24 protein-coding genes and 1 tRNA gene are annotated in these 23,917 nt (G+C 73.7%); 15 read left to right on the top strand and 10 right to left on the bottom strand.

Annotated features, from left to right (window positions below):
* Nucleotides 1-63: 63 nt before the first annotated feature.
* Genes CXH06_RS10605 through pheA form a run of 3 tightly spaced genes read left to right on the top strand, consistent with a single transcriptional unit; the run spans nt 64 to nt 1,953 of the window.
* Nucleotides 64-453: a GntR family transcriptional regulator gene (locus tag CXH06_RS10605; RefSeq protein ID WP_114855154.1), complete on the top strand. Its 390-nt coding sequence runs from the start codon at nt 64-66 to the stop codon at nt 451-453.
* 1 nt (nt 454) lies between these two features.
* On the top strand, nt 455-946 hold the full coding sequence (locus CXH06_RS10600; RefSeq protein WP_114855153.1) for a GNAT family N-acetyltransferase: 492 nt from the start codon (nt 455-457) through the stop codon (nt 944-946).
* A gap of 38 nt (nt 947-984) precedes the next feature.
* A complete protein-coding gene (pheA, locus tag CXH06_RS10595) occupies nt 985-1,953 on the top strand; it encodes a prephenate dehydratase (RefSeq protein ID WP_114855152.1) in 969 nt (322 codons plus the stop codon).
* A 6-nt stretch (nt 1,954-1,959) separates the two neighbouring features.
* On the opposite strand, the gene CXH06_RS10590 is transcribed toward pheA, so the two are convergent.
* A complete protein-coding gene (locus CXH06_RS10590; RefSeq protein WP_114855151.1) occupies nt 1,960-3,150 on the bottom strand; it encodes a diacylglycerol kinase family protein in 1,191 nt (396 codons plus the stop codon).
* Nucleotides 3,151-3,226: 76 nt separating this feature from the next.
* Here CXH06_RS10590 and serS point away from each other — a divergent pair, with 76 nt between their 5' ends.
* Together serS and CXH06_RS10580 are read left to right on the top strand one after the other, a co-directional pair.
* Nucleotides 3,227-4,489 (top strand): serine--tRNA ligase, encoded by a 1,263-nt coding sequence (gene serS / locus CXH06_RS10585; RefSeq protein WP_114855150.1) that lies wholly within the window; start codon nt 3,227-3,229, stop codon nt 4,487-4,489.
* An 85-nt stretch (nt 4,490-4,574) separates the two neighbouring features.
* Nucleotides 4,575-5,468 (top strand): HAD family hydrolase, encoded by an 894-nt coding sequence (locus CXH06_RS10580; protein ID WP_114855149.1) that lies wholly within the window; start codon nt 4,575-4,577, stop codon nt 5,466-5,468.
* Here the strand turns inward: CXH06_RS10580 and CXH06_RS10575 are convergent.
* Nucleotides 5,443-5,853, bottom strand: a complete 411-nt coding sequence (locus CXH06_RS10575) for a hypothetical protein (protein WP_114855148.1) — start codon at nt 5,851-5,853, stop codon at nt 5,443-5,445. The two genes, CXH06_RS10580 and CXH06_RS10575, sit on opposite strands and share 26 nt — an antisense overlap.
* A 122-nt stretch (nt 5,854-5,975) precedes the next feature.
* On the opposite strand from CXH06_RS10575, the gene CXH06_RS10570 reads away from it, so the two are divergent.
* The 3 genes from CXH06_RS10570 to CXH06_RS10560 are packed head-to-tail and all read left to right on the top strand — an operon-like array spanning nt 5,976 to nt 8,069.
* A complete protein-coding gene (locus tag CXH06_RS10570) occupies nt 5,976-6,806 on the top strand; it encodes a WXG100 family type VII secretion target (RefSeq protein ID WP_114855147.1) in 831 nt (276 codons plus the stop codon).
* Between the two features lie 52 nt (nt 6,807-6,858).
* Entirely contained in the window at nt 6,859-7,362 is a 504-nt protein-coding gene (locus tag CXH06_RS10565) for a hypothetical protein (RefSeq protein WP_114855146.1), read from the top strand.
* Entirely contained in the window at nt 7,359-8,069 is a 711-nt protein-coding gene (locus CXH06_RS10560) for a hypothetical protein (RefSeq protein WP_114855145.1), read from the top strand. Before CXH06_RS10565 ends, CXH06_RS10560 begins: the two co-directional genes overlap by 4 nt.
* A gap of 4 nt (nt 8,070-8,073) precedes the next feature.
* On the opposite strand, the gene CXH06_RS10555 is transcribed toward CXH06_RS10560, so the two are convergent.
* The 4 genes from CXH06_RS10555 to CXH06_RS10540 form a co-directional block, all read right to left on the bottom strand.
* Nucleotides 8,074-9,048 (bottom strand): NAD(P)H-quinone oxidoreductase, encoded by a 975-nt coding sequence (locus CXH06_RS10555; protein WP_114855144.1) that lies wholly within the window; start codon nt 9,046-9,048, stop codon nt 8,074-8,076.
* A gap of 39 nt (nt 9,049-9,087) precedes the next feature.
* Nucleotides 9,088-9,660: a hypothetical protein gene (locus CXH06_RS10550; RefSeq protein ID WP_114855143.1), complete on the bottom strand. Its 573-nt coding sequence runs from the start codon at nt 9,658-9,660 to the stop codon at nt 9,088-9,090.
* 75 nt (nt 9,661-9,735) lie between these two features.
* On the bottom strand, nt 9,736-10,722 hold the full coding sequence (locus CXH06_RS10545; protein WP_114855188.1) for an MDR family oxidoreductase: 987 nt from the start codon (nt 10,720-10,722) through the stop codon (nt 9,736-9,738).
* 13 nt (nt 10,723-10,735) lie between these two features.
* Nucleotides 10,736-11,239, bottom strand: coding sequence for a hypothetical protein (locus CXH06_RS10540; RefSeq protein ID WP_114855142.1), 504 nt, complete (start codon nt 11,237-11,239; stop codon nt 10,736-10,738).
* Nucleotides 11,240-11,463: 224 nt separating this feature from the next.
* On the opposite strand from CXH06_RS10540, the gene CXH06_RS10535 reads away from it, so the two are divergent.
* Together CXH06_RS10535 and CXH06_RS10530 are read left to right on the top strand one after the other, a co-directional pair.
* Nucleotides 11,464-11,551: transfer RNA gene (locus CXH06_RS10535), tRNA-Ser, on the top strand.
* A 47-nt stretch (nt 11,552-11,598) separates the two neighbouring features.
* Nucleotides 11,599-13,299: a phosphoenolpyruvate--protein phosphotransferase gene (locus tag CXH06_RS10530; protein ID WP_114855141.1), complete on the top strand. Its 1,701-nt coding sequence runs from the start codon at nt 11,599-11,601 to the stop codon at nt 13,297-13,299.
* Nucleotides 13,300-13,308: 9 nt separating this feature from the next.
* Here the strand turns inward: CXH06_RS10530 and CXH06_RS10525 are convergent, their stop codons facing one another.
* Complete coding sequence (locus CXH06_RS10525; protein ID WP_114855140.1) at nt 13,309-13,731, bottom strand: organic hydroperoxide resistance protein; 423 nt, start codon at nt 13,729-13,731, stop codon at nt 13,309-13,311.
* A 64-nt stretch (nt 13,732-13,795) separates the two neighbouring features.
* Nucleotides 13,796-14,107 carry a putative quinol monooxygenase gene (locus tag CXH06_RS10520; protein WP_114855139.1) on the bottom strand — a complete coding sequence of 104 codons (312 nt, stop codon included), beginning with the start codon at nt 14,105-14,107 and terminating at the stop codon, nt 13,796-13,798.
* 156 nt (nt 14,108-14,263) lie between these two features.
* On the opposite strand from CXH06_RS10520, the gene CXH06_RS10515 reads away from it, so the two are divergent.
* Entirely contained in the window at nt 14,264-15,469 is a 1,206-nt protein-coding gene (locus CXH06_RS10515) for a M20 family metallopeptidase (protein WP_114855138.1), read from the top strand.
* Between the two features lie 10 nt (nt 15,470-15,479).
* On the opposite strand, the gene CXH06_RS10510 is transcribed toward CXH06_RS10515, so the two are convergent.
* Nucleotides 15,480-16,331 (bottom strand): Ku protein, encoded by an 852-nt coding sequence (locus CXH06_RS10510; RefSeq protein ID WP_114855137.1) that lies wholly within the window; start codon nt 16,329-16,331, stop codon nt 15,480-15,482.
* Nucleotides 16,332-16,429: 98 nt separating this feature from the next.
* On the opposite strand from CXH06_RS10510, the gene CXH06_RS10505 reads away from it, so the two are divergent.
* The gene (locus CXH06_RS10505; RefSeq protein ID WP_114855136.1) at nt 16,430-18,889 is read left to right on the top strand and encodes an ATP-dependent DNA ligase; all 2,460 of its coding nucleotides are present in this window, start codon (nt 16,430-16,432) and stop codon (nt 18,887-18,889) included.
* Between the two features lie 607 nt (nt 18,890-19,496).
* Nucleotides 19,497-19,700, top strand: a complete 204-nt coding sequence (locus CXH06_RS10500; protein WP_114855135.1) for a cold-shock protein — start codon at nt 19,497-19,499, stop codon at nt 19,698-19,700.
* Between the two features lie 135 nt (nt 19,701-19,835).
* Here CXH06_RS10500 and CXH06_RS10495 read toward each other — a convergent pair whose 3' ends face one another.
* The gene (locus CXH06_RS10495) at nt 19,836-22,073 is read right to left on the bottom strand and encodes a family 78 glycoside hydrolase catalytic domain (RefSeq protein WP_198684060.1); all 2,238 of its coding nucleotides are present in this window, start codon (nt 22,071-22,073) and stop codon (nt 19,836-19,838) included.
* Nucleotides 22,074-22,178: 105 nt separating this feature from the next.
* On the opposite strand from CXH06_RS10495, the gene CXH06_RS10490 reads away from it, so the two are divergent.
* A complete protein-coding gene (locus CXH06_RS10490) occupies nt 22,179-22,889 on the top strand; it encodes a M50 family metallopeptidase (RefSeq protein WP_114855133.1) in 711 nt (236 codons plus the stop codon).
* Between the two features lie 196 nt (nt 22,890-23,085).
* Nucleotides 23,086-23,883, top strand: a complete 798-nt coding sequence (erm, locus tag CXH06_RS10485) for a 23S ribosomal RNA methyltransferase Erm (protein ID WP_114855132.1) — start codon at nt 23,086-23,088, stop codon at nt 23,881-23,883.
* Nucleotides 23,884-23,917: the final 34 nt, after the last annotated feature.

Here is a 23,917-nt window from a genome sequence, read left to right as displayed (position 1 = left end):
GACCTGCGCGGAGCCCTCACGCTTCCCTCACGGGACCTCCGGGGATCGCCGTAGTCTGGGCACATGCCCGCACCGCCCCCTCCCTTCGAACAGATCAAGCGCGACATCATCGAGCGCGTCCGCACCGGAGAGCTGCGCCCCGGCGACCGACTGCCGACCATCCGCGCCCTGGCGGAGGACCTCTCGCTCGCCGCCAACACGGTCGCCCGCGCGTACAAGGGCCTCGAGGAGGCCCGGATCGTCACCACCCGGCGCGGCTCGGGCACCGTGGTCGCCTCGGAGGCGCCCGCCCGTGCCCGCGAGGCCGCGGCGGCCGTCCGGCGCGAGGAGGGCGGCACGGCGGATCCGACCCTGGTCGCGCTGCTCGCCGACCCGATCGCGGCGGCGCGTGCGCAGGGCCACGGCGAGCTGGAGATCCTCGCCGCCGTGCGCGCGGTGCTCGCGCGTCCGTGAGGTGAGGCTCGAGCGGCTGGGCCCGCGGCACGCCGAGGAGCTCCTGGCCGGTCAGGACGCGGAGCTCGCGCGCGAGATCATCGGCCGCCGCTGGGAGCGCGCCGGCCTCGAGGCGTTCCTCGAGCGCTCCGCGCGCTGGCGCGAGGACGGCCCGCTGTGCGAGCTCGCCGCGGTGGACGCGGACGGCGCACTCCAGGGCGGGGGAGGGCTGAACGCGATCGCGCCCGGGCTGGAGCGCGGCCAGGCGGCGCTGACCTACTGGGTGCTCGCCCGCCACCGGGGCCGGGGGATCGGACGGCGGATCGCGGCCGGGATCGTCCGGGAGGCGCGCTCGCGCGGGACGGTCGCGGAGCTGGTGCTGCTGATCGCCCCGGAGAACCGCGCCTCCTGCGCGATCGCCCGCGAGCTGGGCGCCGTGCCGACGGACGGGCCGCGGCGGCATCCGGCCGATCCCGCGCGCAGCGTCCGGCGCTGGCTGCTCCCGCTGTGCTGAGGGCGCCGCGCGGCTCCTCGGGCAGTACTCTGCCGTGCATGCGGTATGGATTCCTCGGCCCCGAGAGCACGTTCACCCACCAGGCGCTCCTGCAGGCGCTGGCGACCCTGCCGGCCGAGGCGGCGGCGCAGGTCGAGCAGGTCCCGTTCACGGCGGTCGCGACCGCGACCACCGATCTGCTGGCGGGCGAGATCGACGCGCTCATGGCGCCGATCGAGAACTCGGTCGAGGGCGGCGTCTCGGGCACCCTCGACGTGCTCGCCGCCACCGACGACATCACGATCGTCGCCGAGCAGATCGTCCCGGTCACCTTCGTGCTCGCCGCGAGGCGGCCGACCGCCCTCGAGGACCTGGAGGTCATCTCCTCGCATCCGCACGCCCAGGCGCAGGTGCAGGGCTGGCTGCGTCGCCATCTCCCCGCCGCCCGGGTCGCAGCCTCCTCCTCCACGGCCGCGGCCGCGGCCGAGCTCGCCGCCCTGGATCCCGAGCAGGCCCGCGGGCGCGCCGCCGTCTGCTCCCCGCTGGCCGCGGAGCACTTCGGCCTCGAGGTGCTCGCCCGGGGGATCGAGGATCACGAGGGCGCCCAGACCCGCTTCGTGCTGGTGACCCGGGAGGGCAGGATCCCCGCCCGCACAGGCTCCGACAAGACCACCATGGTCCTGCACCTGCCGCACAACCGCTCGGGCGCGCTGCTCGAGACGCTCGAGATGTTCAGCGCCAACGGCGTGAACCTCTCGCGCATCGAGTCCCGGCCCATCGGCGACTTCCTGGGCCGCTACTCCTTCTCCATCGACGTCGAGGGGCACATCGAGGACCGCCGCGTCGCCGCGGCGATGCGGGCCCTGCACCGGATCTGCCCGGTGGTGCACTACCTGGGCTCCTATCCCCGCATCGACGGCGGGCGTCCGGAGCTGCGGGAGGAGTTCGCCGACGACTCCTACGACCAGGCGCACGCCTGGATCGAGAGGCTCACCGAGATGGTCGACCCGGTGCGCTCCGGCGCCTGAGCGCTCTCAGGTCTCCGCCGGCTCCGTGCCCGAGGGGACCCGCAGATGCAGCGCCCCCGGGGCGATCCGTGCGATGAGGTGCGTGGCCTCGGCGTCGGTGTCGCCGTCGAGCTGGACGGGCTGCGCCTTCGCGGTCGCCACCCGCACCTCCGTGGCCTGGTAGCGGTCCATCGAGGACAGCCGGGTCCTCTCCTTGAACCGGCCGCGGGGGACGAGCTGCGGGGAGACCACCTCGGTGAGGACCTGGCTGAAGCCGGCGGGTCCCCGCCAGCCCGCCACCACGATCTCCAGCCGGCCGTTGTCCGCCGTCGCCTCGGGCATCAGCACGAAGCCGCCCGGCAGCTTGCCGACGTTGCCCAGCAGCACCGTGCGTGCCTTGTGGGCGTGGCGGGTGCCGTCGGGGAAGTCGAGCACCACGTCGACCGAGCGGCCCAGGATCGTGCGCGCCCCACCCAGCACGTACGCGATCCAGCCCAGGCGCTTCTTCATCGTCGAGTCGGTGTGCCCGATCATCTCCGCATCGGCTCCGAAGCCGGAGATGACCAGGAAGATCTGCTCCGCGGCGGCGGCCGCGGCGGCGCGGGAGTCCCCATGGCGCAGCCAGCCGACGTCGATCCGCCGGTCCTGGCCGGTCAGCGCCGCGGTCATCGCCTCCGCCGGATCGTCCAGGGGGACCTCGAGGTTGCGGGCCAGCAGGTTCCCGGTGCCCGCGGGGATGATGGCCATCTCCGTGTCGCTGCCGGCGAGGACCGAGGCGACCATGCGCACGGTGCCGTCGCCGCCGGCGGCGACCACCAGATCGGCCCCCTCCTGCAGGGCCTGCCGGGTCTGCCCCCGGCCCGGGTCCTCCTCGGTGGTCGGATAGAAGGTGACCTGCGTGCCCTCGATGTACTCCACGACCGTGCGGATGCTGTGGCTGAAGGCGGCGACGTCGTCGAACTTGGAGGGGTTCACGACCACGGCGACCTGCCGCGTCCGCTGCGGCGCCGGCTCCTCGTCCTCGGGGGAGGCGGGCGGCAGGGCCTCGTCGTCCGCGCCGGTGGTCCGGTCCGTCGGCGCCTGCCCCGTGGACGTGTGCAGCTCGGCGATCTCCTGACGGCTCCGGCGCAGATGGCGCAGCACGACCAGGAGCAGGATCACCGCCACGATCGTGACGACGACCGACACGATGCTGAGCACGAGGAGGGTGTGAGTCATGCGCACACTGTACTGAGGGGCGGTCCGGCCAGGGAGCCCTGCGCGCAGGCGGCCCGCGCGCAGGTAGTCTGGAGGGATGATCGATCTGCGGCAGCTGCGCGAGAACCCCGATGCCGTCCGCGACGCCCAGCGGGCACGCCGACGCGACCCCGCCGACGTCGACGCGGTGCTCGCCGCCGACTCCCGCTGGCGCGAGACCACCGCCGCCTACGAGTCCGCGCGGGCGCAGCAGAAGGCCTTCGGCAAGAAGGTCGCGCAGGCCGCGGGGGAGGAGAAGCAGGCGCTGCTGGCGGAGGTCAAGCAGCTCGCCGCGGACGTCAAGCGCCTCGAGGCCGAGTCCGCGACGGCTCTCACCGCCCGTGACGCGGCGCTGCGCGCGATCCCCAACCTCGCCGAGGGCGCCCCCGAGGGGCTCGAGGAGGACTTCGTCCTGCGCGAGACCGTCGGCGAACCGGCCCTCCTCGACCATCCGGTCAAGGACCACCTGGAGATCGCCGAGGGGCTGCGCGCGATCGACATGGCCCGCGGCGCGAAGGTCTCCGGCGCCCGCTTCTACTTCCTCACCGGCGTCGGCGCGCAGCTCGAGCTCGCGATCCTCAACGCCGCGATCGACCAGGCCACGAGCGCCGGTTTCACGCCGATGATCACCCCGACCCTGGTGCTGCCGGAGTCGATGGAGGGCACCGGCTTCCTCGGCGAGCACGCGGACGAGGTCTACCACCTCGACAAGGACGACGACCTCTATCTCGTGGGCACCAGCGAGGTGGCGCTGGCGAGCTACCACAAGGACGAGATCCTCGACCTGTCGGGCGGCCCGCTGCGCTACGCCGCCTGGAGCGCCTGCTACCGCCGGGAGGCCGGCAGCTACGGCCGCGACACCCGCGGCATCATCCGCGTCCACCAGTTCCACAAGGTGGAGATGTTCTCCTACTGCCGCCTCGAGGACTCCTACGCGGAGCACGAGCGGCTGCTGGACTGGGAGCGGGAGATGATGGCGCGCATCGACGTGCCCTACCGGATCATCGACACCGCGGCCGGGGACCTCGGCACCTCCGCGGCCCGCAAGTTCGACTGCGAGGCGTGGATGCCCAGCCAGGGCACCTATCGCGAGCTCACCTCCACCTCGAACACCACCCAGTTCCAGGCGCGGCGGCTGAACATCCGCGAGCGCACGGAGGACGGGCTGCGCCCGGTCGCCACCCTCAACGGCACGCTGGGCACCACGCGCTTCATCGCGGCGATCCTCGAGAACCACCAGCGGTCCGACGGCTCGGTGGTGGTCCCCGAGGGGCTGCGGCCCTACCTCGGCGGCCGCGAGGTCTTCGAGCCGGTGGCCTGAGATGTCCCCCTTCGGCCGTCTGCGCGCCGCTCTGCGTCACCGCCGGTTCACTCGGGCGTCAGACCGCGCTGGCAGACTGCCCGACATGACCGCCTCTCCTGCGCCGACCGCGACCACCGACCGCGGGGCGACCCGCTCCCGCCTGCAGCAGCACCTCGACGGCCTCGCCGGAGCGCCGCTGCTGATCGGGCTCGACGTCGACGGCACGCTCGTCGATCACGACGGCGCGATGACCGCCCCGATGCGCGAGAGCCTGCAGCAGGCGGCGCGCGAGCACACGGTGGTCATCTCGACCGGCCGCTCCGTCGGCGCCACCGTCCCGATCGTCCGCGCCGCCGGGATCACCCACGGCTACGCGGTCTGCTCCAACGGCGCGGTCACCCTCGAGATGGATCCCGCGGCCGAGGGCGGCTACCGGGTGCTGTCCACCCGCTCCTTCCAGCCCGGCCACGCCCTGCGCACCCTGCGCGAGGTCGCGCCGGACGCCCACTACGCGGTGGAGACGGCCGACGGCTCCTTCCGCTCCACCCAGGGCTTCCAGGACGCGAGCTTCGGCGTCGAGGCCGTCGAGAGCGAGCTCGGCGACCTCCTCGAGCTCGAGGCGGTGCGCGTGGTGGTGCACGTGCCGGATCTCAGTCCGCAGGAGTTCTCCGAGGTCATCGCCGAGTCCGGCGTGCACGGCGTGGAGTACTCGATCGGCTGGACGGCCTGGCTGGACATGGCCGCGCCCGGGGTCTCCAAGGCCACCGCTCTGGAGGAGGTCCGCGAGAGCCTGGGGATCGAGCCGGGGCGGACCGTCGCCGTGGGCGACGGCTTCAACGACCTCGAGATGCTCACCTGGGCCGGGGTCGGCGTCGCGATGGGCCAGGCCCCGCAGGGTGTGAAGGACGTGGCGGACACCGTCACCGACTCGATCTACGAGGACGGCACCGTGCTGGTCCTGGAACGGCTGCTCAGCGCCTCCTCAGCGCAGACCTGATCTGCGCCTCGGCGGCGCGGTTGCGGGCCCGCAGGGGTCGGGCCCACCGCGGATAGATGATGTCCGGCAGGGGGACGAACCACAGCAGCGACGCGAGGAACAGCAGGAGGCACAGCGCTCCGACCGGCAGCGCCGCGATCATCAGGTACGGTCCGACGAGGGGCAGCGCCGAGGCGGCGAAGCACAGGCACATGACCCCCAGCATGGGCGCGCCCAGAACCGTCATCCGCTCGTCCCTCGTGCGAGGGCCGAACTCGGTGCCCATCCACTGTCGCGCTACCGGGGACCCGCCGTGCCGCGCCCAGGCGGAATAGGCCAGGAAGCCGAGGCCCAGCAGGGCGACGCCGGCGGAGACGAGGAGCTGGATGCCCATCTGATCGCTCATGCCCCCCATCCTCTCACCAGCGGGTCGATCCCCGCCGGGCGTGCATGGGGACCACTCCCCATCGCGTCCTGCGCCCCCGTGGCCGATGATGGAGCCCAGACGCGACGACGACGGGGGAGACGATGGCGTTCTACGGGATGGACACGGCGCAGGGCGAGGACTTCGCCCAGCTGCTCGCCGACAGACGCGGGACGATCGAGGAGCGCACCGGCCAGCTCGACGGCGTGATCCAGGGGATCGACGGCTTCTGGCAGGGGGCGGACGCCGAGACCTTCCGCGGCGACTGGCAGCGGCTCAGCGCGACCCAGATCGCTCAGGCGCTCGATCGGCTCATGGAGCTCGCCCGGGAGCTGTCCGAGCATGCCGAGGAGCAGGACAGGGCTTCGGCCGCGGACGCCCTGGACGCGATCGGCGAGGAGTTGCGGGACATCTTCCCGTTCGACGGCGAGTGGGAGAACCCGCTGGCGGCCTTCGGCGACTGGCGCAACTGGCTCACCGGCATCATGGGTGCGCCGAGCGGTGCCTTCGACGACATGATGAAGGGCGCGGCGCAGATCTTCGCGCACGGCGGCGAGGACGCCCTCGTGCCCTGGCTGCGCTCCGCCTACGGCCTGCGGTCCGCGGGGAAGGTGCTCGGCCCCGCGGGCCACGTCCTCACCGGCCTCTTCGCCGGCGTGGATCGGTGGAACGAGGACGCCGGGGATCCCAGCATCAGCGACGGCGAGCGGGTGGCGCGCACCGGCGTCGATGCCGGTGCCAACGTGGCGGGCGCCGCCGCCGGCGCCTGGGCGGGTGCCAAGGGCGGTGCGGTCGCCGGCGCGGCGATCGGCTCGATCTTCCCGGGCCCGGGCACGGCCATCGGCGGCGTCGTCGGCGGTGTCGTCGGCGGTGTCGTCGGCGGCATCGCCGGGGGCGGGCTCGCGGACTCGATCGTAGACTGGGCGCTCGGATGACGACGCCGCCTCGCACACCGCCTCCGCACCGACCGAGGGAAGCACCGACCCCATGACCACAGCACTCATCCCGCACGAGGTCTCCCTGCCGGGGATCGACGAGCTCACCGCCACCCTCGCCGTCCCCGAGGGATGGATCACCGACCACCTCGAGGAACCGCCCGTCTTCGTGGCCCGGATGACCGCAGAGGAGGCCGGACCTTTCGGGGACAACGTGATCGTGAGCATCGAGCGGCTCGGCGAGGACGTGCCCGAGGACCTCGAGGAGCTCCAGGGCCTCGTCTACGCGCAGGCCTTCGACTCCGTGCCCGACTTCTACGCGCTCGACGACCGGCCGCTCGAGGTCGCCGGGGCGGAGGGCTGGTTCCGCGCCTCCCTGCAGACCACCCCCGTCGGCCTGACGGCCGTGAACCGCCAGGTCTTCACCCGGCGCGGCGATCTGCTGGTCACGGTCTCGCTGACCACCATGGCCTTCCGCGACTGTGAGTCCAGCGCGCTGTTCGAGGACCTCCTCGACTCCGTCGCCATCTCGACCCGTGAGGGGAACGACCGATGACCATCGAGTACGACCCGACCTCGGGGACCCTGCGCGGCACGGTGGAGGAGATCCGATCGGCGCGCACCGCGCTCCGCGATGAGGACGCCCCGCCACCCGCCGGGCTCCCGGTCGACGATCCGATCCTCGAGGCGGTGCGCACCGCGCTGCGCACCCCGATGCTCGCCCTCGAGGTCACCAACTCCGGTCCGGGCGGCAGCCACCGCCACCTCATCGACGCCGGCGTCAACGCCGTCACGGTGCGCTGGAGCACGGCAGGGAGCGATCTCGCGGAGCTCGCCCCCTCGCCGTTCCAGGTGCTGCCCGGGGCGATCACGCGCCTGGTGGGCTTCCGTCCGGGACGGCCGCCTGCCGACGGCGCGCCTGCCGTGGCCGTGGAAGCCCCGCAGATCCAGGCGCTGGCCTCGGACGACGCGACGGAGAGGACCGGCGCCTGGGAGCAGATCCGCGCGCAGCTGGGCGAGCTGGTGGACCCCGCGGAGGCGGACGCCTCCTGGCAGCTGGTCCGCTCCCACTGCAGCTGGACCGCCACCGACGGGAGGGCGACCGAGGACCTCGCGGTCTACCTCCGGGCGGGGGAGGCGTACTTCGTGCTGGTGCAGGACGGCGAGAGCCTCGAGCTGGTCCCGGCGCCCTCGATCACCGCCTGGGAGGCGATGATGCAGGTGCTGCCCGGGGCGAGCGAGATCGAGGACCCGCGGCCCTGATCGCTCACGACGCCCCGCGCCGCCGGCGTCCGCGGGCGGCGCCGGGGGCGACCTCGAGCACCACCTTGCCCACGTGCCCGCCCTCGCGGAGGATCGCGTGCGCCTCCGCGGCCCGCTCCAGCGGGATCCGGGCGTGGATCGGGATCTGCAGCACGTGCTCGGCCAGCAGCGGCCAGGCGACGTAGCGGGTCGCCTCGAGGATCGCGCGCTTGTTCTCGACCGGGCGGCTGCGCAGGGTGGTGCCGATGACGCGGCCGCGCCGGGCCATGAGCGCCCCGATCGGCAGCTCGCCGCTCGCGCCGCCCAGGGTTCCGATGATCACCAGGCGACCCGTCTCCCGCAGCATCCCCACGTGGTCGCCGAGCGCGGGCCCGCCCACCACGTCGAGGATCACGTCCGCCCCGCCGGCCTCATGGACGGCGGCGGGCAGATCGGTGGTGCGACGGTTCCAGGCCAGATCGGCGCCCAGCTCGCGCACCAGCGGGATCGCCTCGTCGGAGCCGACGGTGGTCATCACCCGGGCACCCAGGTGGCGCGCCAGCTGGATCGCGACGGTGCCGATGCCGCCGGTGCCGCCGTGGACGAGGATCGTCTCGCCCTCGCGCAGCCCGGCCTCGAGCACGAGGTTGGAGACCACGGTGGCGGCCGCCTCGACCACGCCCGCCGCATCCACCAGGGACAGGCCCTCGGGGGCGGGCAGCAGCTGCCCCTCGGGGACGGCGACGACCTCGGCGTAGCCGCCGCCGGCGAGCAGAGCGACCACGGGCTCCCCGGTGTCGCGTCGATGTCCGGAGACCTCGAGGCCGGGCAGCTCCGAGGCGCCGGGCGGCGGCGGATAGTGGCCCGCGGTCTGAGCGAGATCGGCCCGGTTCACGCCCGCGGCGACGACGTCGACGAGCACCTCCCCGGGAGCGGGGACGGGCTCGGGGATCTCGACGCTCTCGAGATCGTGGTCAGCGGTGATGGAGATCGCGCGCATGCCGGTCGGTCCTCTCGCTCCGGGGCAGGTGCCGCCAGCCTAGTCCTGCGGGGCGGGGTCGGGATCGAAGGCCTCCGGGTGGCGCTCCTCGTACGGACCCCAGAAGTCGAGCCACGCGCTGCTCGCACGGGATGCCGCGGAGTCCTCCGCCCGGCGCTGCTCCGGGTCGTGGTGCGCGAGGCCCCACAGCAGGTCGTGGACCGTGGACTCGGCGGCGGGATCCACGTCGAGGATCGCCGCCGCGATCGCGATGTCGTTCGCCTCGGTGACCGGACGGACGATCCAGCGCTCCGCCTCGCAGGCCACGGTGTACGGCGCCAGCCACCGCGCGACCTGCTCCCGATGCTCCCGGCGTCGCCGTCCGCTGAGCAGAGTGGCCAGCAGGCCGATCTCGGGGCGGGGCGTCGCGTCCACGGCGGCGTTCGCCCGCGCGATGCGCTCCAGGGCGACCCGGGCATCGGCCGGATCGGAGCCGGGGGCGTGGATCCACACGGGGTAGTGGTCCGTCTCCGGCAGGACCGAGGCCCAGGAGTGATCGGCCACCAGCTCGCGTACCCTCTCGTCCTCCCAGCGGTCGTGCCGGTCGAAGGACGATTCCTGCTCCTCGGGCATGGCGCCCTCCCTCCTCGCTGCCCCGCGACGGCGGGAGTCCGGCCCTCAGCGTAGAGTCGCGAGGCGGCGGGGGTGCTACCGGTCCACCTCGACCACGGTCCGGCCGCGGACCTCGCCGGCGAGGATCCGCTGCGCGTGGTCCACGGCCTCGCTCAGACCGATCCGGAGGGTCATCTCCTCCAGCAGGTCCTGGTCGAGCTCGCGGGACAGGGCGTCCCAGACGCGCTCGCGCAGCGACAGCGGGCAGTCCACGGAGTCCACACCGGCCAGCGTCACGCCGCGCAGGATGAAGGGGAGGACCGTGGTGGGCAGGTCCGGTCCCTGGGCGAGGCCGTAGGCGGCGACGGTCCCGCCCCGATGGGTCTGGGCGAGGACCGTGGCCAGCGTCGTCGAGCCCACGCCGTCGATCGCGCCGACCCATCGCTGGGACTGCAGCGGGCGCCCGGACGCCTCGGACAGCTCGCGGCGGTCGATGATCTCCGCCGCGCCCAGGCGGCGGAGGTAGTCCGCGTTCTCCGCGCCGCGGCCGGTGGAGGCGACCACTCGGTGCCCCCGCCCCGCCAGCAGGGCCACGGCGATCGACCCGGCGCCCCCGGAGGCCCCCGTGACCAGCACGTCACCGCTGCCGGGGGCGACCTGGCCGTCCTCGAGGCGCAGCACGGCGAGCATGGCGGTGACGCCCGCGGTGCCGATCGCCGCGGCCTGCGCGGGGGAGAAGGCCGCGGGCAGGGGCACCAGGGCGTCGGGTCGCACCCGGGCGCGGGTCGCGAATCCGCCGTGACGGACCTCGCCGATCCCGTCGCCGGTGAGGACGACGACGTCGCCGGGGCGCACGTCGGTCGCGGTCCCCGGGGCGACCTCGCACACCCGGCCCACCACGTCGATGCCCGGGATCAGCGGGAGACGGCGGGCGATGCCCCGGCCCGCGATCGCCATGCCGTCCTTGTAGTTGTAACCGGTGGCCAGCACGTCCAGGGCGATCGGCCCCTCGAGCAGGGACTCCTCGGCGTCCTCGACGAGACGGGCGTCCCCGTCCTCGGACTCGATCAGCACGGCGCGCATCGACACGGGCGGATCAGACGCAGGTGACGGCGAGATCGGTGATGGTGATGTCGTCGCCCTGGGCCGAGGTCGAGGTGGGGTCGAAGAAGAAGTAGAGCTCGACGGTCTTCATCCCGCTGGTCGTCGGTGTGTAGACCGCCGTGAGACTGCCGGAGGAGTTCGTGGTGCCCGTGTCGATGTGCGATCCGGGAAGGGCCTCGCCGTCGACCCGCAGATCGAAGGACAGGTCGCGGGCATTCTGGCCGAACGCGACGAAGTCGAAGGTGAAGGTGTACGTGTTCCCCGCGATGAACTCCGTGGGCGGGCTGGAGGCGGTGACCGTCACGTCCGTCAGACCGCTCACCGGGTTCATGGTCAGCGCGTAGCCGCCGTTCGCGAACTCGGCCACCCCGCGGCTGGGGTCGATTCCGTCCTCCGGGTCGAACACGGCGACCCAGCCGTTCTCCTCGCTCGCCGGAGGGAGGTCGACGCTGCAGGCGGAGACGGCGAGGGCGGGCGCGGCCGTCGCGATCGACACGACGGGCACCGTCCACGCAGCAGTGGTCAGCACCGCCCGGCGTGTCGGCGACACGGTGCGTGGCGACACGGTTGTCTCAGCCATCCCTGCCCTTCCTGCCCCAGGTCCTGGGACCGCGTACCGGTCAGTGTGCCCGTGCGGCAGCGGTCCACGCAATGACGGAGCCCATCACATCGGCCCGGCGGCGAATCCCGGTAGACTGCCGCGGGTGCCTGCGGGCACCGGGAGGGTTGTCAGAGCGGCCGAATGAGATGGTCTTGAAAACCATTGTGCGGTGACCCCGTACCGCGGGTTCGAATCCCGCACCCTCCGCCCGACCCCGGCAGCAGCGATGCACCCCCGCGGAGGAGGAATCGGCCATGGCCCAGCACACGGGAGTCCCGGCGAGCCCCGGCCGCGTCCTCGGCACGATCGCCTCGATGGGCCCGCCCGTCGCGGAACCGCCCGCCGGGGAGAGGTTCGCCGTGGGCGCGGATCCGGCCCGCGAGGCGGAGCGGATCCCGGCCGCGGCCTCCGCCGTGCGGGACGCCCTCACCCGGCGGGCCCAGCAGGCCGCCGGCGAGGCACGGGCGATCCTCGCCGCGACCGCGCAGATGGCCGCCGACCCCACGCTGCTCGAGGCGGCACAGGACCTCGTCCTCTCGGAGGGGCTCTCCCCGGAGCGCGCGGTGTGGGAGGCGGGCGAGGAGATCGCCGCGACGCTCGCGGGGCTCGGCGGGTCCCTGGCCGAGCGCGCCGCCGACGTGCGCGATGTGCGCGCCCGCCTGGTCGCCGCGCTGCGCGGCGAGCAGCCGCCCGGCCTCCCCGAGACCACAGGGCCCGTCGTGCTCACCGCGATCGATCTCGCCCCGGCGGACACCGCGACCCTGGACCCGGAGCGGGTCCTCGCACTGCTCACCGCGGAGGGCGGCCCGCAGTCGCACACCGCGATCCTCGCCCGGCAGCTGGGACTGCCTGCCGTGGTCGCGGTGCGGGGCATCGAGGAGATCACCGACGGCACGGAGGTCTTCGTCGACGGCGCCGCGGGCACCGTCACCGACGAGGTCACCGCCGAGCACCGTCGCCGCGCCGCGGCCTGGTCCGCGCGGCAGCTGCAGCCGCTGACCGGCGGGGGCGGCAGGGGGACCCTCGCCGACGGCACTCGTGTGGAGCTGCTGGCCAACGTCGGCGGCGCCGCCGACGCCGCGCACGCCGCCGCCCGCGCCGACGGCGTGGGCCTGCTGCGCACCGAGCTGCTGTTCCTGGACCGCGCGGAGGAGCCGGGCGTCGAGGAGCAGGCGGCGGCCTACGGGGCCGTCCTCGCGCACTTCCCCGGCCGGACGGTGGTGATCCGCACGCTCGATGCCGGCGCGGACAAGCCGCTGCCCTTCCTCCCCTCTGCCGAGGAGCCCAATCCGGCGCTCGGGGTGCGCGGGTGGCGCATCGCGGGGGAGCGGCCCGGGGTCGTGGACCGTCAGCTCGAGGCGATCGCCGTCGCGGCCGAGCGCACGGGGAGCCGCCCCTGGGTGATGGCGCCGATGATCGCCACGGTCACGGAGGCCGAGGACTTCGCGGCGCGGTGCCGGCAGCGCGGCCTGGTGCCGAGCGGGGTCACGGTCGAGACGCCGGCGGCCGCGCTCACCGCCGACCGGCTCCTTCAGGTGTGCGACTTCCTCTCGATCGGCACCAACGACCTCACCCAGTACACGATGGCCGCCGACCGACAGCTGGGGTCGCTCGCGCACCTGACCACCGCCTGGCAGCCGGCGGTGCTGGCGCTGGTGCGGGCCGCCTGCGAGGGAGCGCGGAGCGCGGCCGCCGCCGCCGGGGTCGCCAAGCCCGTGGGCGTGTGCGGCGAGGCGGCCGGGGATCCGGGGCTCGCGGTCGTCCTGGTGGGTCTCGGGGCGAGCAGCCTGTCGATGGCCCCCCGCTCCCTGCCCGCGGTCTCTGCCGTGCTGGCGGAGGTGACCCTGGATCGGGCCCGGGAGCTGGCCGATCGGGCGGTCACCGCCCGCACCGCCGAGGAGGCCGCCGGCGCCGTGCGCGCCGCCCTGCCGATCCTCGACGAGCTGGGGCTGTGAACCGAGCTCTCAGTCGTCGGAGACGGTGACGAGGACCTCGATGTTGCCGCGGGTGGCGTTGGAGTACGGGCACACCTGGTGGGCGGCATCGGCGAGCTCCTGGGCCTGCTCCGGGGGGAGCCCGGGCAGGACCACCTCGAGCTGGACGGCGAGCTGGTACCCGCCCTCGCCGTTCGGGCCGATCTGGACCCGGCCGCCGACGCTCGAATCGGCGATCTCGACCTTCCGGGAGCGGGCCACGCCGTGCAGGGCGGAGTGGAAGCACGCCGCGTAGCCGGCGGCGAAGAGGAGCTCGGGGTTCGCTCCCTCGCCGGATCCGCCCATCTCCGTCGGCGGGGCCATGGTCAGGTCGAGGCGGCCGTCCGGCGTGGTGACGCGGCCGTCGCGGCCGGCTCCGGTCGAGAGTGCTTCGGCGGTGTAGAGGGCATCCATGGTGTTCTCCTGGAGGGGTGAGACGGGTGGTGCGGACGGTCCGGCGGTCCTCGGTCCGCTCAGCTCACAGCAGGCCCTGGGCCTCCGTGCCGGCGGGGATCGGGGTCATGCGGGTGACCTCGGTCGGCTTCTCGACGAGCTCGCCGATGTCCTCGTTGAGGAGCTTCACCGGATCGCCGCCGCCGTGGGCGTCGAGGTCCTCCACCGAGGTCCACTTCTCGAGCATGGTGATGGTGCCGTCCTCGGCGTCGTGGATCGCGTAGAGCTCGCAGCCCTGCTCGCCGTGGACGGCGGCGATGCCGCGCTGCATGGCCTCGGCGAGCTCCTGCTTGCGGCCGGGCTTGGGGTGGAAGACGGCGGTGACGACGACGGTCATGAGAGCTCCTCAGCGGTGGGGGTCGATGCGACGTGCCCCATCCTGCCTGCTCGGGACCGCGACCTCCACCCCGTCCCGCCAGAGCGCCCCGGAGCGGATGGCCTACGGTACGCAGGACGGGCCGGCACCCGCCCCGCGCCCCGGAAAGGACCCCTCATGGCCGAGCTCGCCCCCGGCGACGACCGCTTCCTCACCGAGCTGGTGGACCTGCGCCGGCGTCTCCACGCCGTCCCCGAGATCGGCCTGCACCTGCCGCTGACCCGGCAGCTGGTGCTCGAGGCGCTCGAGGGGCTGGGCCTCGAGATCACCCTCGGCGAGGCGGCAGGGTCCCTGGTCGCGGTGCTGCGCGGCGGACGTCCCGGCCCGGTGGTGCTCCTGCGCGCGGACATGGACGCCCTCCCGCTGGTGGAGGAGACCGGCCTGCCCTTCGCCGCGACCACCGGGGCGATGCACGCCTGCGGCCATGACCTGCACATGGCGGGACTGGTGGGCGCGGCCCGGCTGCTCGCGGCGCGGCGGGAGGAGCTGCCCGGGGACGTGCTGCTGATGTTCCAGCCGGGGGAGGAGGGGCACGACGGGGCCGCGATCATGCTGCGCGAGGGGCTGCTCGAGGCGGCCGGCTCCCGGCCCGTGGCCGCCTACGGCGTGCACGTCGCCGCGGACATGCCCTCCGGCGTGGTCACCACCCGGCCCGGCACCCTGATGGCCGGTTACTCCGTGCTCGACGTGCAGGTGATCGGGCGCGGCGGTCATGGATCCCGCCCCCACGAGGCTCTCGATCCGGTGCCCGCCACCGCGGAGATGATCTCCGCGCTCTACACCCACGTCGCCCGCCGCTACAGCGCCTTCGACCCGGTGGTGCTGACCGTCGGCGAGATCCATGCCGGCAGCGCGCCGAACATCATCCCCGAGGCCGCGCACTTCCGCGCCGGGGTCCGCTCCTTCAGCGCGGCCACGACCGATCGCCTGGTCGCGGACCTGCCGGAGCTGGTCACTGCGCTCGGCCGCGCCCACGGGCTGGTGGTGCGGGCGACGATGCGCACCCTCATGCCGCCGACGGTCAACGACGCGGACGAGGCCGCGGCGTTCGCCGGGGCCGCGCGACGCCTGTTCGGGGAGGATCGCAGCCGTGAGCTCGAGCATCCCCGCGCCGGCTCCGAGGACTTCTCCCTGGTGCTCGCGCAGATCCCGGGTGCCTACGGGTACGTGGGCGCCGCGAGGGACCTCGATCCGGCCGCCCTGCCGCCCTCGAACCATTCGCCGCGCGCCGTCTTCGACGACTCGATCCTCGCCGATCAGGCTCTGCTGCTGGCCACTCTCGCGTGGGAGCGGCTGGGACGGGAGCGCCGGGCGAGGGGCTGAGACGAGCGCTTCACGCGGACCGCGAGGACTTCTTCGACGACGAGGTCTTCTTCGACGTCGATCCGCCGCTGGATCCCCGCCGCTTCTCGAGGCTGCGCTCGAGGGCGTCCATCAGGCTGACCACCTTGCCGTCGCCCCCGGGATCCCCTGCCGCACGCTCCGTGCCGAAGGTCTCGTCGGTGTCGACGGACTCGCCCTGCTCGAGCTTGGCGTCGACCAGCTCCCGGAGCTGCTCCTGGTACTCGTCGGTGAACTGCTCGGGCTCGAAGTCGCCGCTGAACTGGTCCACCAGCGCGGAGGCCATCGTCAGCTCCTTCGTGCTGATCCTCGTCCGCGACGGCGCGAAGTCGACCTCCCTGAGGTCGGTGGGCCAGCGCAGGGTCTGCAGAGCCAGCAGGTCCCCGTGGATGCGCAGGACGCCCAGGCGGGTCTTGGTGCGCAGCGTGAAGGTGACGACGGCGGTGCGCTCGGTGTCGGCGAGCGTCCTGCGCAGCAGCACGTACGCCTTGGAGGACCGGCCGACGGGCTCGAGGAAGTACGAGGTCCCCAGCAGGATCGGGTCGATCTGCTCGTCGGGCACGAACTGCACGACGTCGATCTCGTCGTTGTCCTCGGCGGGCAGCGCGTCGAGCTCCTCGTCGGTGAGGACGACGGTCTTGTCGCCGTCGTCGTACGCCTTGTCGATGTGGTCGTAGTCGACCTCCCGGCCGCACACCTCGCAGTGGCGCTCGTACCGGATCCGGCCGTGGTCCTCGTCGTGGACCTGGTGGAAGGAGAGGTCGTGCGAGCGGGTGGCTCCGTAGAGCTTCACCGGCACGTTCACGAGCCCGAAGCTGATCTCACCGCTCCATATCGCGCGCATGCTCCATGACACCATGCGACGTCGGGGCGCGCCAGGGACGATCGGTCGGTCCCCCGTGCAGGGGTGACGGATCGGCCGGAGGGGAGCATGGTGGTGCCATGGCTACCGGCGAGCAGAAGGTGGAGATCGACGGCCGCACGCTGACGCTGTCGAACCTCGACAAGGTGCTCTACCCGTCCACGGGCACCACCAAGGGCGAGGTGATCGACTACTACCGCCGCATCGCGCCCGTGATGATCCCGCAGGCCACGCGGCGACCCGCGACGCGCAAGCGCTGGGTGGACGGGGTCGGCACCGAGGAGAGCCCCGGCACGGTCTTCTTCCGCAAGGACCTCGAGGGATCGGCGCCCTCGTGGGTGCCCCGCGCGGAGATCGAGCACCGCGAGAGCACCTCGACCTACCCATCGGTCGACGAGACCGCGGTGCTGGTCTGGCTCGCCCAGCTCGCTGCGCTCGAGATCCACACCCCGCAGTGGCGCTTCGACGAGGAGCTCGAGCCGTCGACCCCCGATCGCCTGGTGCTGGACCTCGACCCCGGTGAGGGCGCGGGGCTCGAGGAGTGCGCCCGGGTGGCGGTGTGGTGCCGGGAGATCCTCGCGGACATGGAGCTGGACACCTATCCGGTGACCTCGGGCTCCAAGGGCATCCACCTCTATGCCCCGCTGGACGGCACGGCGACCGCCGAGGAGATCGGCGAGGTGACCCATGAGCTCGCCCGTGCGCTGGAGGCCGACCACCCCGAGGACGTCGTCAGCGAGCAGCGGAGGACCAAGCGCACCGGCAAGGTGCTCGTGGACTGGTCGCAGAACAACGGTCACAAGACCACCGTCTGCCCCTACTCCCTGCGCGGGCGGCTGCGACCCACCGTCGCCGCGCCGCGGACCTGGGAGGAGATCGAGGACGCGGACCTCGCCCAGCTCGAGTTCACCGAGGTCCTCGAGCGGGTCGAGGCCGGGACGGACCCGATCGCCCCGCTCGGCCTCCCGGGGACCGGCGCCGGAGGGGCGGGGCAGGACCGTGACCGGCTCGAGGTCTACCGCTCCAAGCGGGATCCCGAGCGGACGCCCGAGCCGGGAGTCGGCCCGGCGGCCGCGCAGGAGGCGCGCGCGGCGGAGGCGCCGATGTTCGTCATCCAGGAGCACCACGCCTCGCGCCGGCACTGGGACGTCCGCCTCGAGCACGAGGGCGTGCTGGTCTCCTGGGCGGTGCCGAAGGGACCGCCGCTCGAGGTCGACGTGAACCGCCTCGCCGTGCAGACCGAGGACCATCCTCTGGAGTACGGGACCTTCGAGGGCACCATCCCGCGGGGCGAGTACGGCGGGGGCGAGGTGGCGCTGTGGGACACCGGCACGATCGAGGTCGAGAGATGGCGCGAGGGCGAGGAGGTGATCGTCGTCTGCCACGGCCGCGAGGACGGCGGCCTGGGCGGGATCCCGCGCCGCTACGCGTTCATCCGCACCGGCGGCATGGGGGAGGAGCGCCGTTCCGCCGCGGCGCGGGAGAAGGCCGCCTCGAACTGGCTGCTGCACCTGATGAAGGAGCAGCCGGAGGCCGAGGTGACCTCGCGCCCGCCGGCGCTCGGCGAGCCGATCTCCCCGATGCTGGCCACTCTCGGCCGCCGCGAGGACATCCGCGACCAGGACGAGTGGGCCGTCGAGATGAAGTGGGACGGCGTCCGCGCGATCGTCGCCCTCACCACGGAGGAGATCCGCGTGACCAGCAGGAACGGGAACGACACGACCGCCGCGTTCCCTGAGCTCCGAGAACTGCACGAGGCGGTCGACCCGGAGGTCCTCGCCGCCGGGGAGGTGGTGCTCGACGGCGAGATCGTCGCCCTCGATGCGCAGGACCGTCCCTCCTTCTCGCGCCTCCAGCAGCGGCTGGGCCTGAGCCGCGAGCGCGACGTCGAGCGCGCCCGGCAGGACGTGGAGGTGCATCTGATGGTCTTCGACCTACTCAAGCGCGGGGGTGACTCGCTGCTGCGCACGCCCTACCGGGAGCGCCGCGACGCGCTCTTCGAGGTCGTGGAGTCCACCGCGCACGTGCATCTGCCCCACGCCGACCACGGCGACGTGGACCATGCCATCGAGCTGTCGCAGGAGCTGCAGCTCGAGGGCGTGCTGGCCAAGACCGAGTCCGGCGTCTACCAGCCGGGCAGGCGCTCCCGCACCTGGATCAAGATCAAGAACTCCCGCCACCAGGAGGTGGTGGTCGTCGGATGGCGGCACGGCCGGGGTGAGCGCGCCGGCACGCTCGGCTCCCTGCTGCTCGCGGTCCCCGACGAGGACGGCGTCCTGCGGTACGCGGGCAGGGTCGGGACCGGCTTCAGCGAGCGTGATCTCGAGCAGATCACCACCCGGCTCCGCTCGCGCTCCCGGAAGACGCCGCCGGTCCGGGACGTCCCCGCCCCGGAGCGCCGTGACGCGGAGTGGGTCCGGGCGGACCTGGTCGGCGAGGTGCGGTACGGCGAGCGCACCGAGAGCGGTCGCCTGCGCCATCCGGTCTGGCGCGGCTGGCGCCCCGACAAGCAGGCGCAGGACGTCCGGTGGGAGGGGTGAGCAGTGCCGTCCTCGGGGTGCCGAGGGTCCGCTGGGTCACACCGCGGCCCCAGCATCCCCGCCGATGCCGTAGGCTTCGAGAGTCGTCCGCACCGCCCCTCCCCACGGGATGGAGCGCGGAGGACACGCACGGCGCTGGAAGCCTCCTCGGAGGTGACCGTCGACGGTCACCCCGCACTTCCGACGAAACAGGGACTTCATCACCTCCTCCGCACAGCCCACGCCTGTCGACGACCCCGTCTCCCCCCTCACCACCGCGCCGTCTCCCGCACCCCGGGATCACGCCGCGCATCCCCACCTCTCCCGGCTCCGAGCCGATGCTGACGTCCGCGTCGCCGTGCTCGCCGGAGAGCTCCCCGGCCATGCCGTCAGCAGCCCTGCTGGCGCCTCGGCCCACCCGGCCCTCGGGCCCTCACCCGACCGCACCGGCGACGTCCTGTCGTCGGCCGCGGTTCAGGCGGCCCTCGCGGCCGCACCCGCACCCCGATCCGGCAGCGAGGACCACATGGGTCCTTGCCACGCCTGGGGTGCGACCCGTCCGGGGCGGCGTCGTCGCCACGGATACCCGGGTCACACCCGTGACTCACGACTACGAAGGAATATCGCCATGGCTACTGGCATCGTCACCTGGTTCAACTCCGACAAGGGCTACGGCTTCATCGCCCCCGAGGACGGCTCCGCCGATGTGTTCGCGCACTTCAGCGCCATCGTCGGCACCGGTCGTCGCGACCTCGAGGAGAACCAGCGCGTGGAGTTCGAGACCGAGCGCGGCCCCAAGGGCATGCAGGCAGTGAACATCCGCGCCATCTGAGCGCTCCGGTCGATCCTCCGATCGACCTCGAGGCCGGCTGATCCGCTCCGCGGATCCCGGTCATGACCCCGACGCCCGTCGGCCCCGGCTCACGCCGGGACCGGCGGGCGTCGTGCTGCCCCCCGCAGGGCGCCCTCACCAGGTCACGGTGTGCAGCCCGGCCTCCAGCAGCTCCTCCCGGCCCGGCAGCAGCACCCGGGCACGCGCCCCCTCGGGAACCTCGAGCGTGACCGTCGCCGCGTCCCGGTCCACCTCGAGCAGGATCTCCCCGTGCTCGGTGGCGCGGGCGATCTCGATGCGCCCCACGGGCACGTCCGGGTCGGGGGCGACGAGGAACTCGCCCCAGCCGTCCGGGCCGCGCCGCAGCCCGGCCACGTGCTCGTGGATCCAGGTCGCCGGGGTCCCCATGAAGTAGTGCGAGCAGGAGCGCGGGTCCTCCCACATCTCCATGAACGTCGAGTGGCCGGCGTCCAGCCACGCCCGCCAGCCCGGAGCGGTGGGATTCTCGAGCACCCGCAGGGCGAGGTCGCCGTGGCCGTGCTGCGAGAGCACGGGCAGCAGGTACCGCACCCCGATGTGTCCGCAGTCGTGGTGGTCACCGCGGGCGGTGACGTCGGCGACCAGGTGCGCGAGGACGGACTGCACCTGCTCCTCGGGCACGATCCCGAAGGCCAGCGGCACCACGTTGCTGGTCTGACGGAAGATCTCGGTGCCCGGATCGCGGTAGAGGCCGAGCTGCGGGTCGAGGAAGACCTCGTTGACGGCGGCCTCGAGCGCGGCGGCGTCGGCGCGCAGGGCGGCGGGGGAGGGCAGGTCCTCGACGGTCCCGGCGAGCTCGTGGGCGTGGGCGAGGGCGCGCAGGGCCCGGGCGACGAACAGGGTGGCCGTGAGGCGCCCGTCCTCGGGAGCCGGTCCCGGGGACCCCGGGGACAGGTAGTCGCCCAGCACGCCGGAGATCACCCCGTCCTCGTCGCGTCGGCCCAGCTCGTAGGCGAGATACCGGGCGGCCGCGGGGCCGTGCTCGAGCACGTGCTCCGTCTCCCCGTACTCGGTGGCGAGCTCGTCGAGCAGCACCGGCAGCAGGGTGGTCCACTCGGGGGCGGGGGACAGCTCCTCGTAGCCCCAGCCGGGGGTGGGGGCGATCACCGGCAGCGACCCGTCCGGGCGCTGCGCGTCGACCTGGTCCGCGAGCCACTTGCGCAGCATCCGGCGCAGGTCGAAGCTCGTCGTCATCGCCGCGAGCGAGGTCAGCGCATCGCCGGTCCAGCCGTTCTTCTCGTGCATCGGCGTGTCCGTGGGCACGTGGTGCATGTTGTTGGCGAGCGAGGCGCGCATCGCCCCGTCGAAGCGCTCGAGGTACTCCGAGGAGCTGCTCAGCGTGGAGGCGGTGGTGAGATCCGCATGGGCGAGCAGTCCCGTGACCTGAAGGTCCTCGAGGGAGCCGCGCCGTGCCTCGAGCTCGACGTAACGGAACCCCTTGTAGCTGAACTGCGGCTCGAAGCAGGGGGCGGCGGGCTCCAGGCGCACCCGGTCCTCCTGGAAGCGCGGAGCGAGCACGTGCTCGTTGTCGGCGTCGACGGTGCCGTCCGCGCGCAGCTTCTCGCCGTGCACGGCGGAGAACTCGATCTCCTCCCCGCCGCGCAGCCGGTACCGGCACCAGCCGGCGATGACCCGGCCCATGTCCAGCACCCGGCGCCGCCCGTGGTCGGCGACCACGCGCGGGGTGATCTCCGCGCGGACCACGACCGGTTCCTGGACCTGGAGCTGCATCCGCGGCGCGGGGGCGGGGGCCGCGCGGCGCCGGCCGGAGCCCGGCGCCTCGACCAGCACCGGGTCCCAGGCGGAGTCGTCGAACTCCGGCCGCAGCCAGGCCTCGGGGTCGGTCCCGCCCGCGAACGTCTCGCCCTCGTACATCGAGTCGGTGGTGATCGGGCCCGGGGCCGTGCGCCAGTCCGCGTCGGTGGCGATCGCGCGCGAGGAGCCGTCGGCGAGATCGATCCGCAGATGCGCCCAGGCGCGCACCGGACCGCGCCATGGGGCCTGCTCCCAGCGCCAGACGGTCGGGGTGGTCAGGGCGTGGAACCCCCGGCCCAGGGCGATCCCCAGCACGTTCGTCCCGCTGGTGAGCAGGGCGGAGACGTCCGCCTCGCAGACCGGCACCCGGAGCCGGGGATCGGTGAGCCCCGGGTCCAGGCGCGAGGAGCGGTAGGGGCGGGCGTTGACGAAGGCGCGGAAGGCCCCCAGGCCCGTGACCAGGAGCCGGGCGGAGACCGGCGGGGCGGGCAGGGTGAAGGTCGTGCGGAGCAGCGGATTCTGGGGATCCTCACCCGGGGCGGTGATCCAGCGGGCGAGGGCAGGGTCGATCTCCGGCATCGCGGCACACCTGGTTCCTGAGGTCGTCGTCGACGGATTCGGACAGTGTGGCACAGCGGCCCCGGCTCCCAGCCCGCACCGGGGAGGCGGTGCCACCATGTCGGCATGGATCCGCAGAGCATCGTCCGCGCCGTCGTCGAGCGCATCGCCCCGGGGCCCGTCCCCGCGGCCGGCTGGTGGATCCTGCTCGCGATCGCCGCGGCGCTCCTGGTCGTGGTGGTGCCGCTGCTGTGGCGCGCGGCCCGGCCGGCGGTGACCATCGTCCACGAGCTGGGCCACGCCGGCGTGGGCATCCTGGTGGGCCGTCGGTTCACGGGGTTCGTGGTCAGCGCCGACATGTCCGGGCACGCCGTGACCGTGGGTCCCCGTCGCGGCGCCGGGCGCATCGCCGCCACCTGGGCCGGCTATCCCGCGCCCGCCCTGCTCGGCGCCGTGCTGGTCCAGCTCGCACTGCTGGGCTGGGCGCGCACCGCCCTGTTCGCCGCGCTCGTGATCCTGCTGCTCTCCCTCGTCTTCACCCGCTCGGTGCACACCCTGCTGGTCGTGCTGCTCACCGCCGCCGCGGTGGGCGCTCTGTGGTGGTTCGGCGGGGCCGCGCTGATCACCCTGCTCACCCTCGCCGCCGGGGTGTTCCTCCTGCTCGGCGCGTGGCGGCACGTGGCGGCGGTGATGACCGGCGGGCGGCGCTCCGACGACCCGCAGCAGCTCGCGCAGCTCAGCCCCGTGCCCAGCTGGGCCTGGATCCTCAGCCACCTGCTCGTCCTCGCCGGCTGCAGCTGGTGGGCCGGCACCGTGCTGGCCGGTCACCTGCTGTGACGCGGAAAAAGCGTTGCCGCCGCTGAGGGCTCTCCGTAGCCTCGGGGGCATGGGACTCATGAACGCCTCGATCGTCGTCCGGATCCGCCGCCCCTGACGGCGCGGGTCCCCTTCCGTACTCGACTCCGCGCCGCCCCCGGTCCACCGCCGGGCGGCGCTTCGTGCTGCCCGGCTCCCGCCTGCCCGAGGAGCCACCGTGTCCCGACACCACCCCGGACCCCATGAGCTGGGTCAGAACCACCTCCACGATCCCCACGTCATCGACCGCGTCGTCGCGCTCGTCGCCCGCACGGACGGGCCCGTCGTCGAATGGGGTGCCGGCGACGGCGCCCTCACCCTTCCGCTCGCCGCGCTCGGGCGGCCGCTCGAGGCCGTCGAGATCGACGAGCGGGCGGTGCGCCGCCTGACCCGTCGGCTCCCGGGGCGGACCGGTGCCCGCGTCACCGTGACCCACGGCGACCTCCTGGCGCACGTGCCGCCCTCGGAGTCCACCCTGGTCGCCAACCTGCCGTTCCACCTGACCACTCCGGCGCTGCGGCACCTCCTCCGCACCGGCGGATGGACCGACGCCGTGCTGATCACCCAGTGGGAGGTGGCCCGCAAGCGCGCCGGCGTGGGCGGGTCGACGCTGATGACCGCGCAGTGGTGGCCCTGGTACGAGGTCCGCCTGGAGACGCGCATCCCCGCCGCGGCCTTCCGGCCGCGCCCCGGGGTCGACTCCGGGCTCCTGCGGATCCACCGCCGCGCCGCGCCGCTGGTGGCCGACGCCGACCGGCGCGCCTACCAGGACCTGGTGCGGCGCATCTTCACGGGACGGGGTCGGGGTCTCGAGCAGATCCTCCGCCGCAGCGGCGGGCTGAGCGCGGAGCGTGCGCGCTCCTTCTGCCGCGAGCACGGCTACCGCCCGCAGGCGCTGCCGCGCGACGTGGATCCGGCCCACTGGGCCGAGGCCCTCGTCCGCGCCCGGGGACGCCGCGGTGCGCCGGTGCCGTGAGCGCCGCCCGTGACAGATCGCCGCGCGCGGCGCA

The sequence above is a fragment of the Brachybacterium sp. YJGR34 genome (assembly GCF_003347015.1).
Classification (GTDB): Bacteria; Actinomycetota; Actinomycetes; order Actinomycetales; family Dermabacteraceae; genus Brachybacterium.
This window is presented reverse-complemented; position numbering and strand designations above follow the sequence as displayed.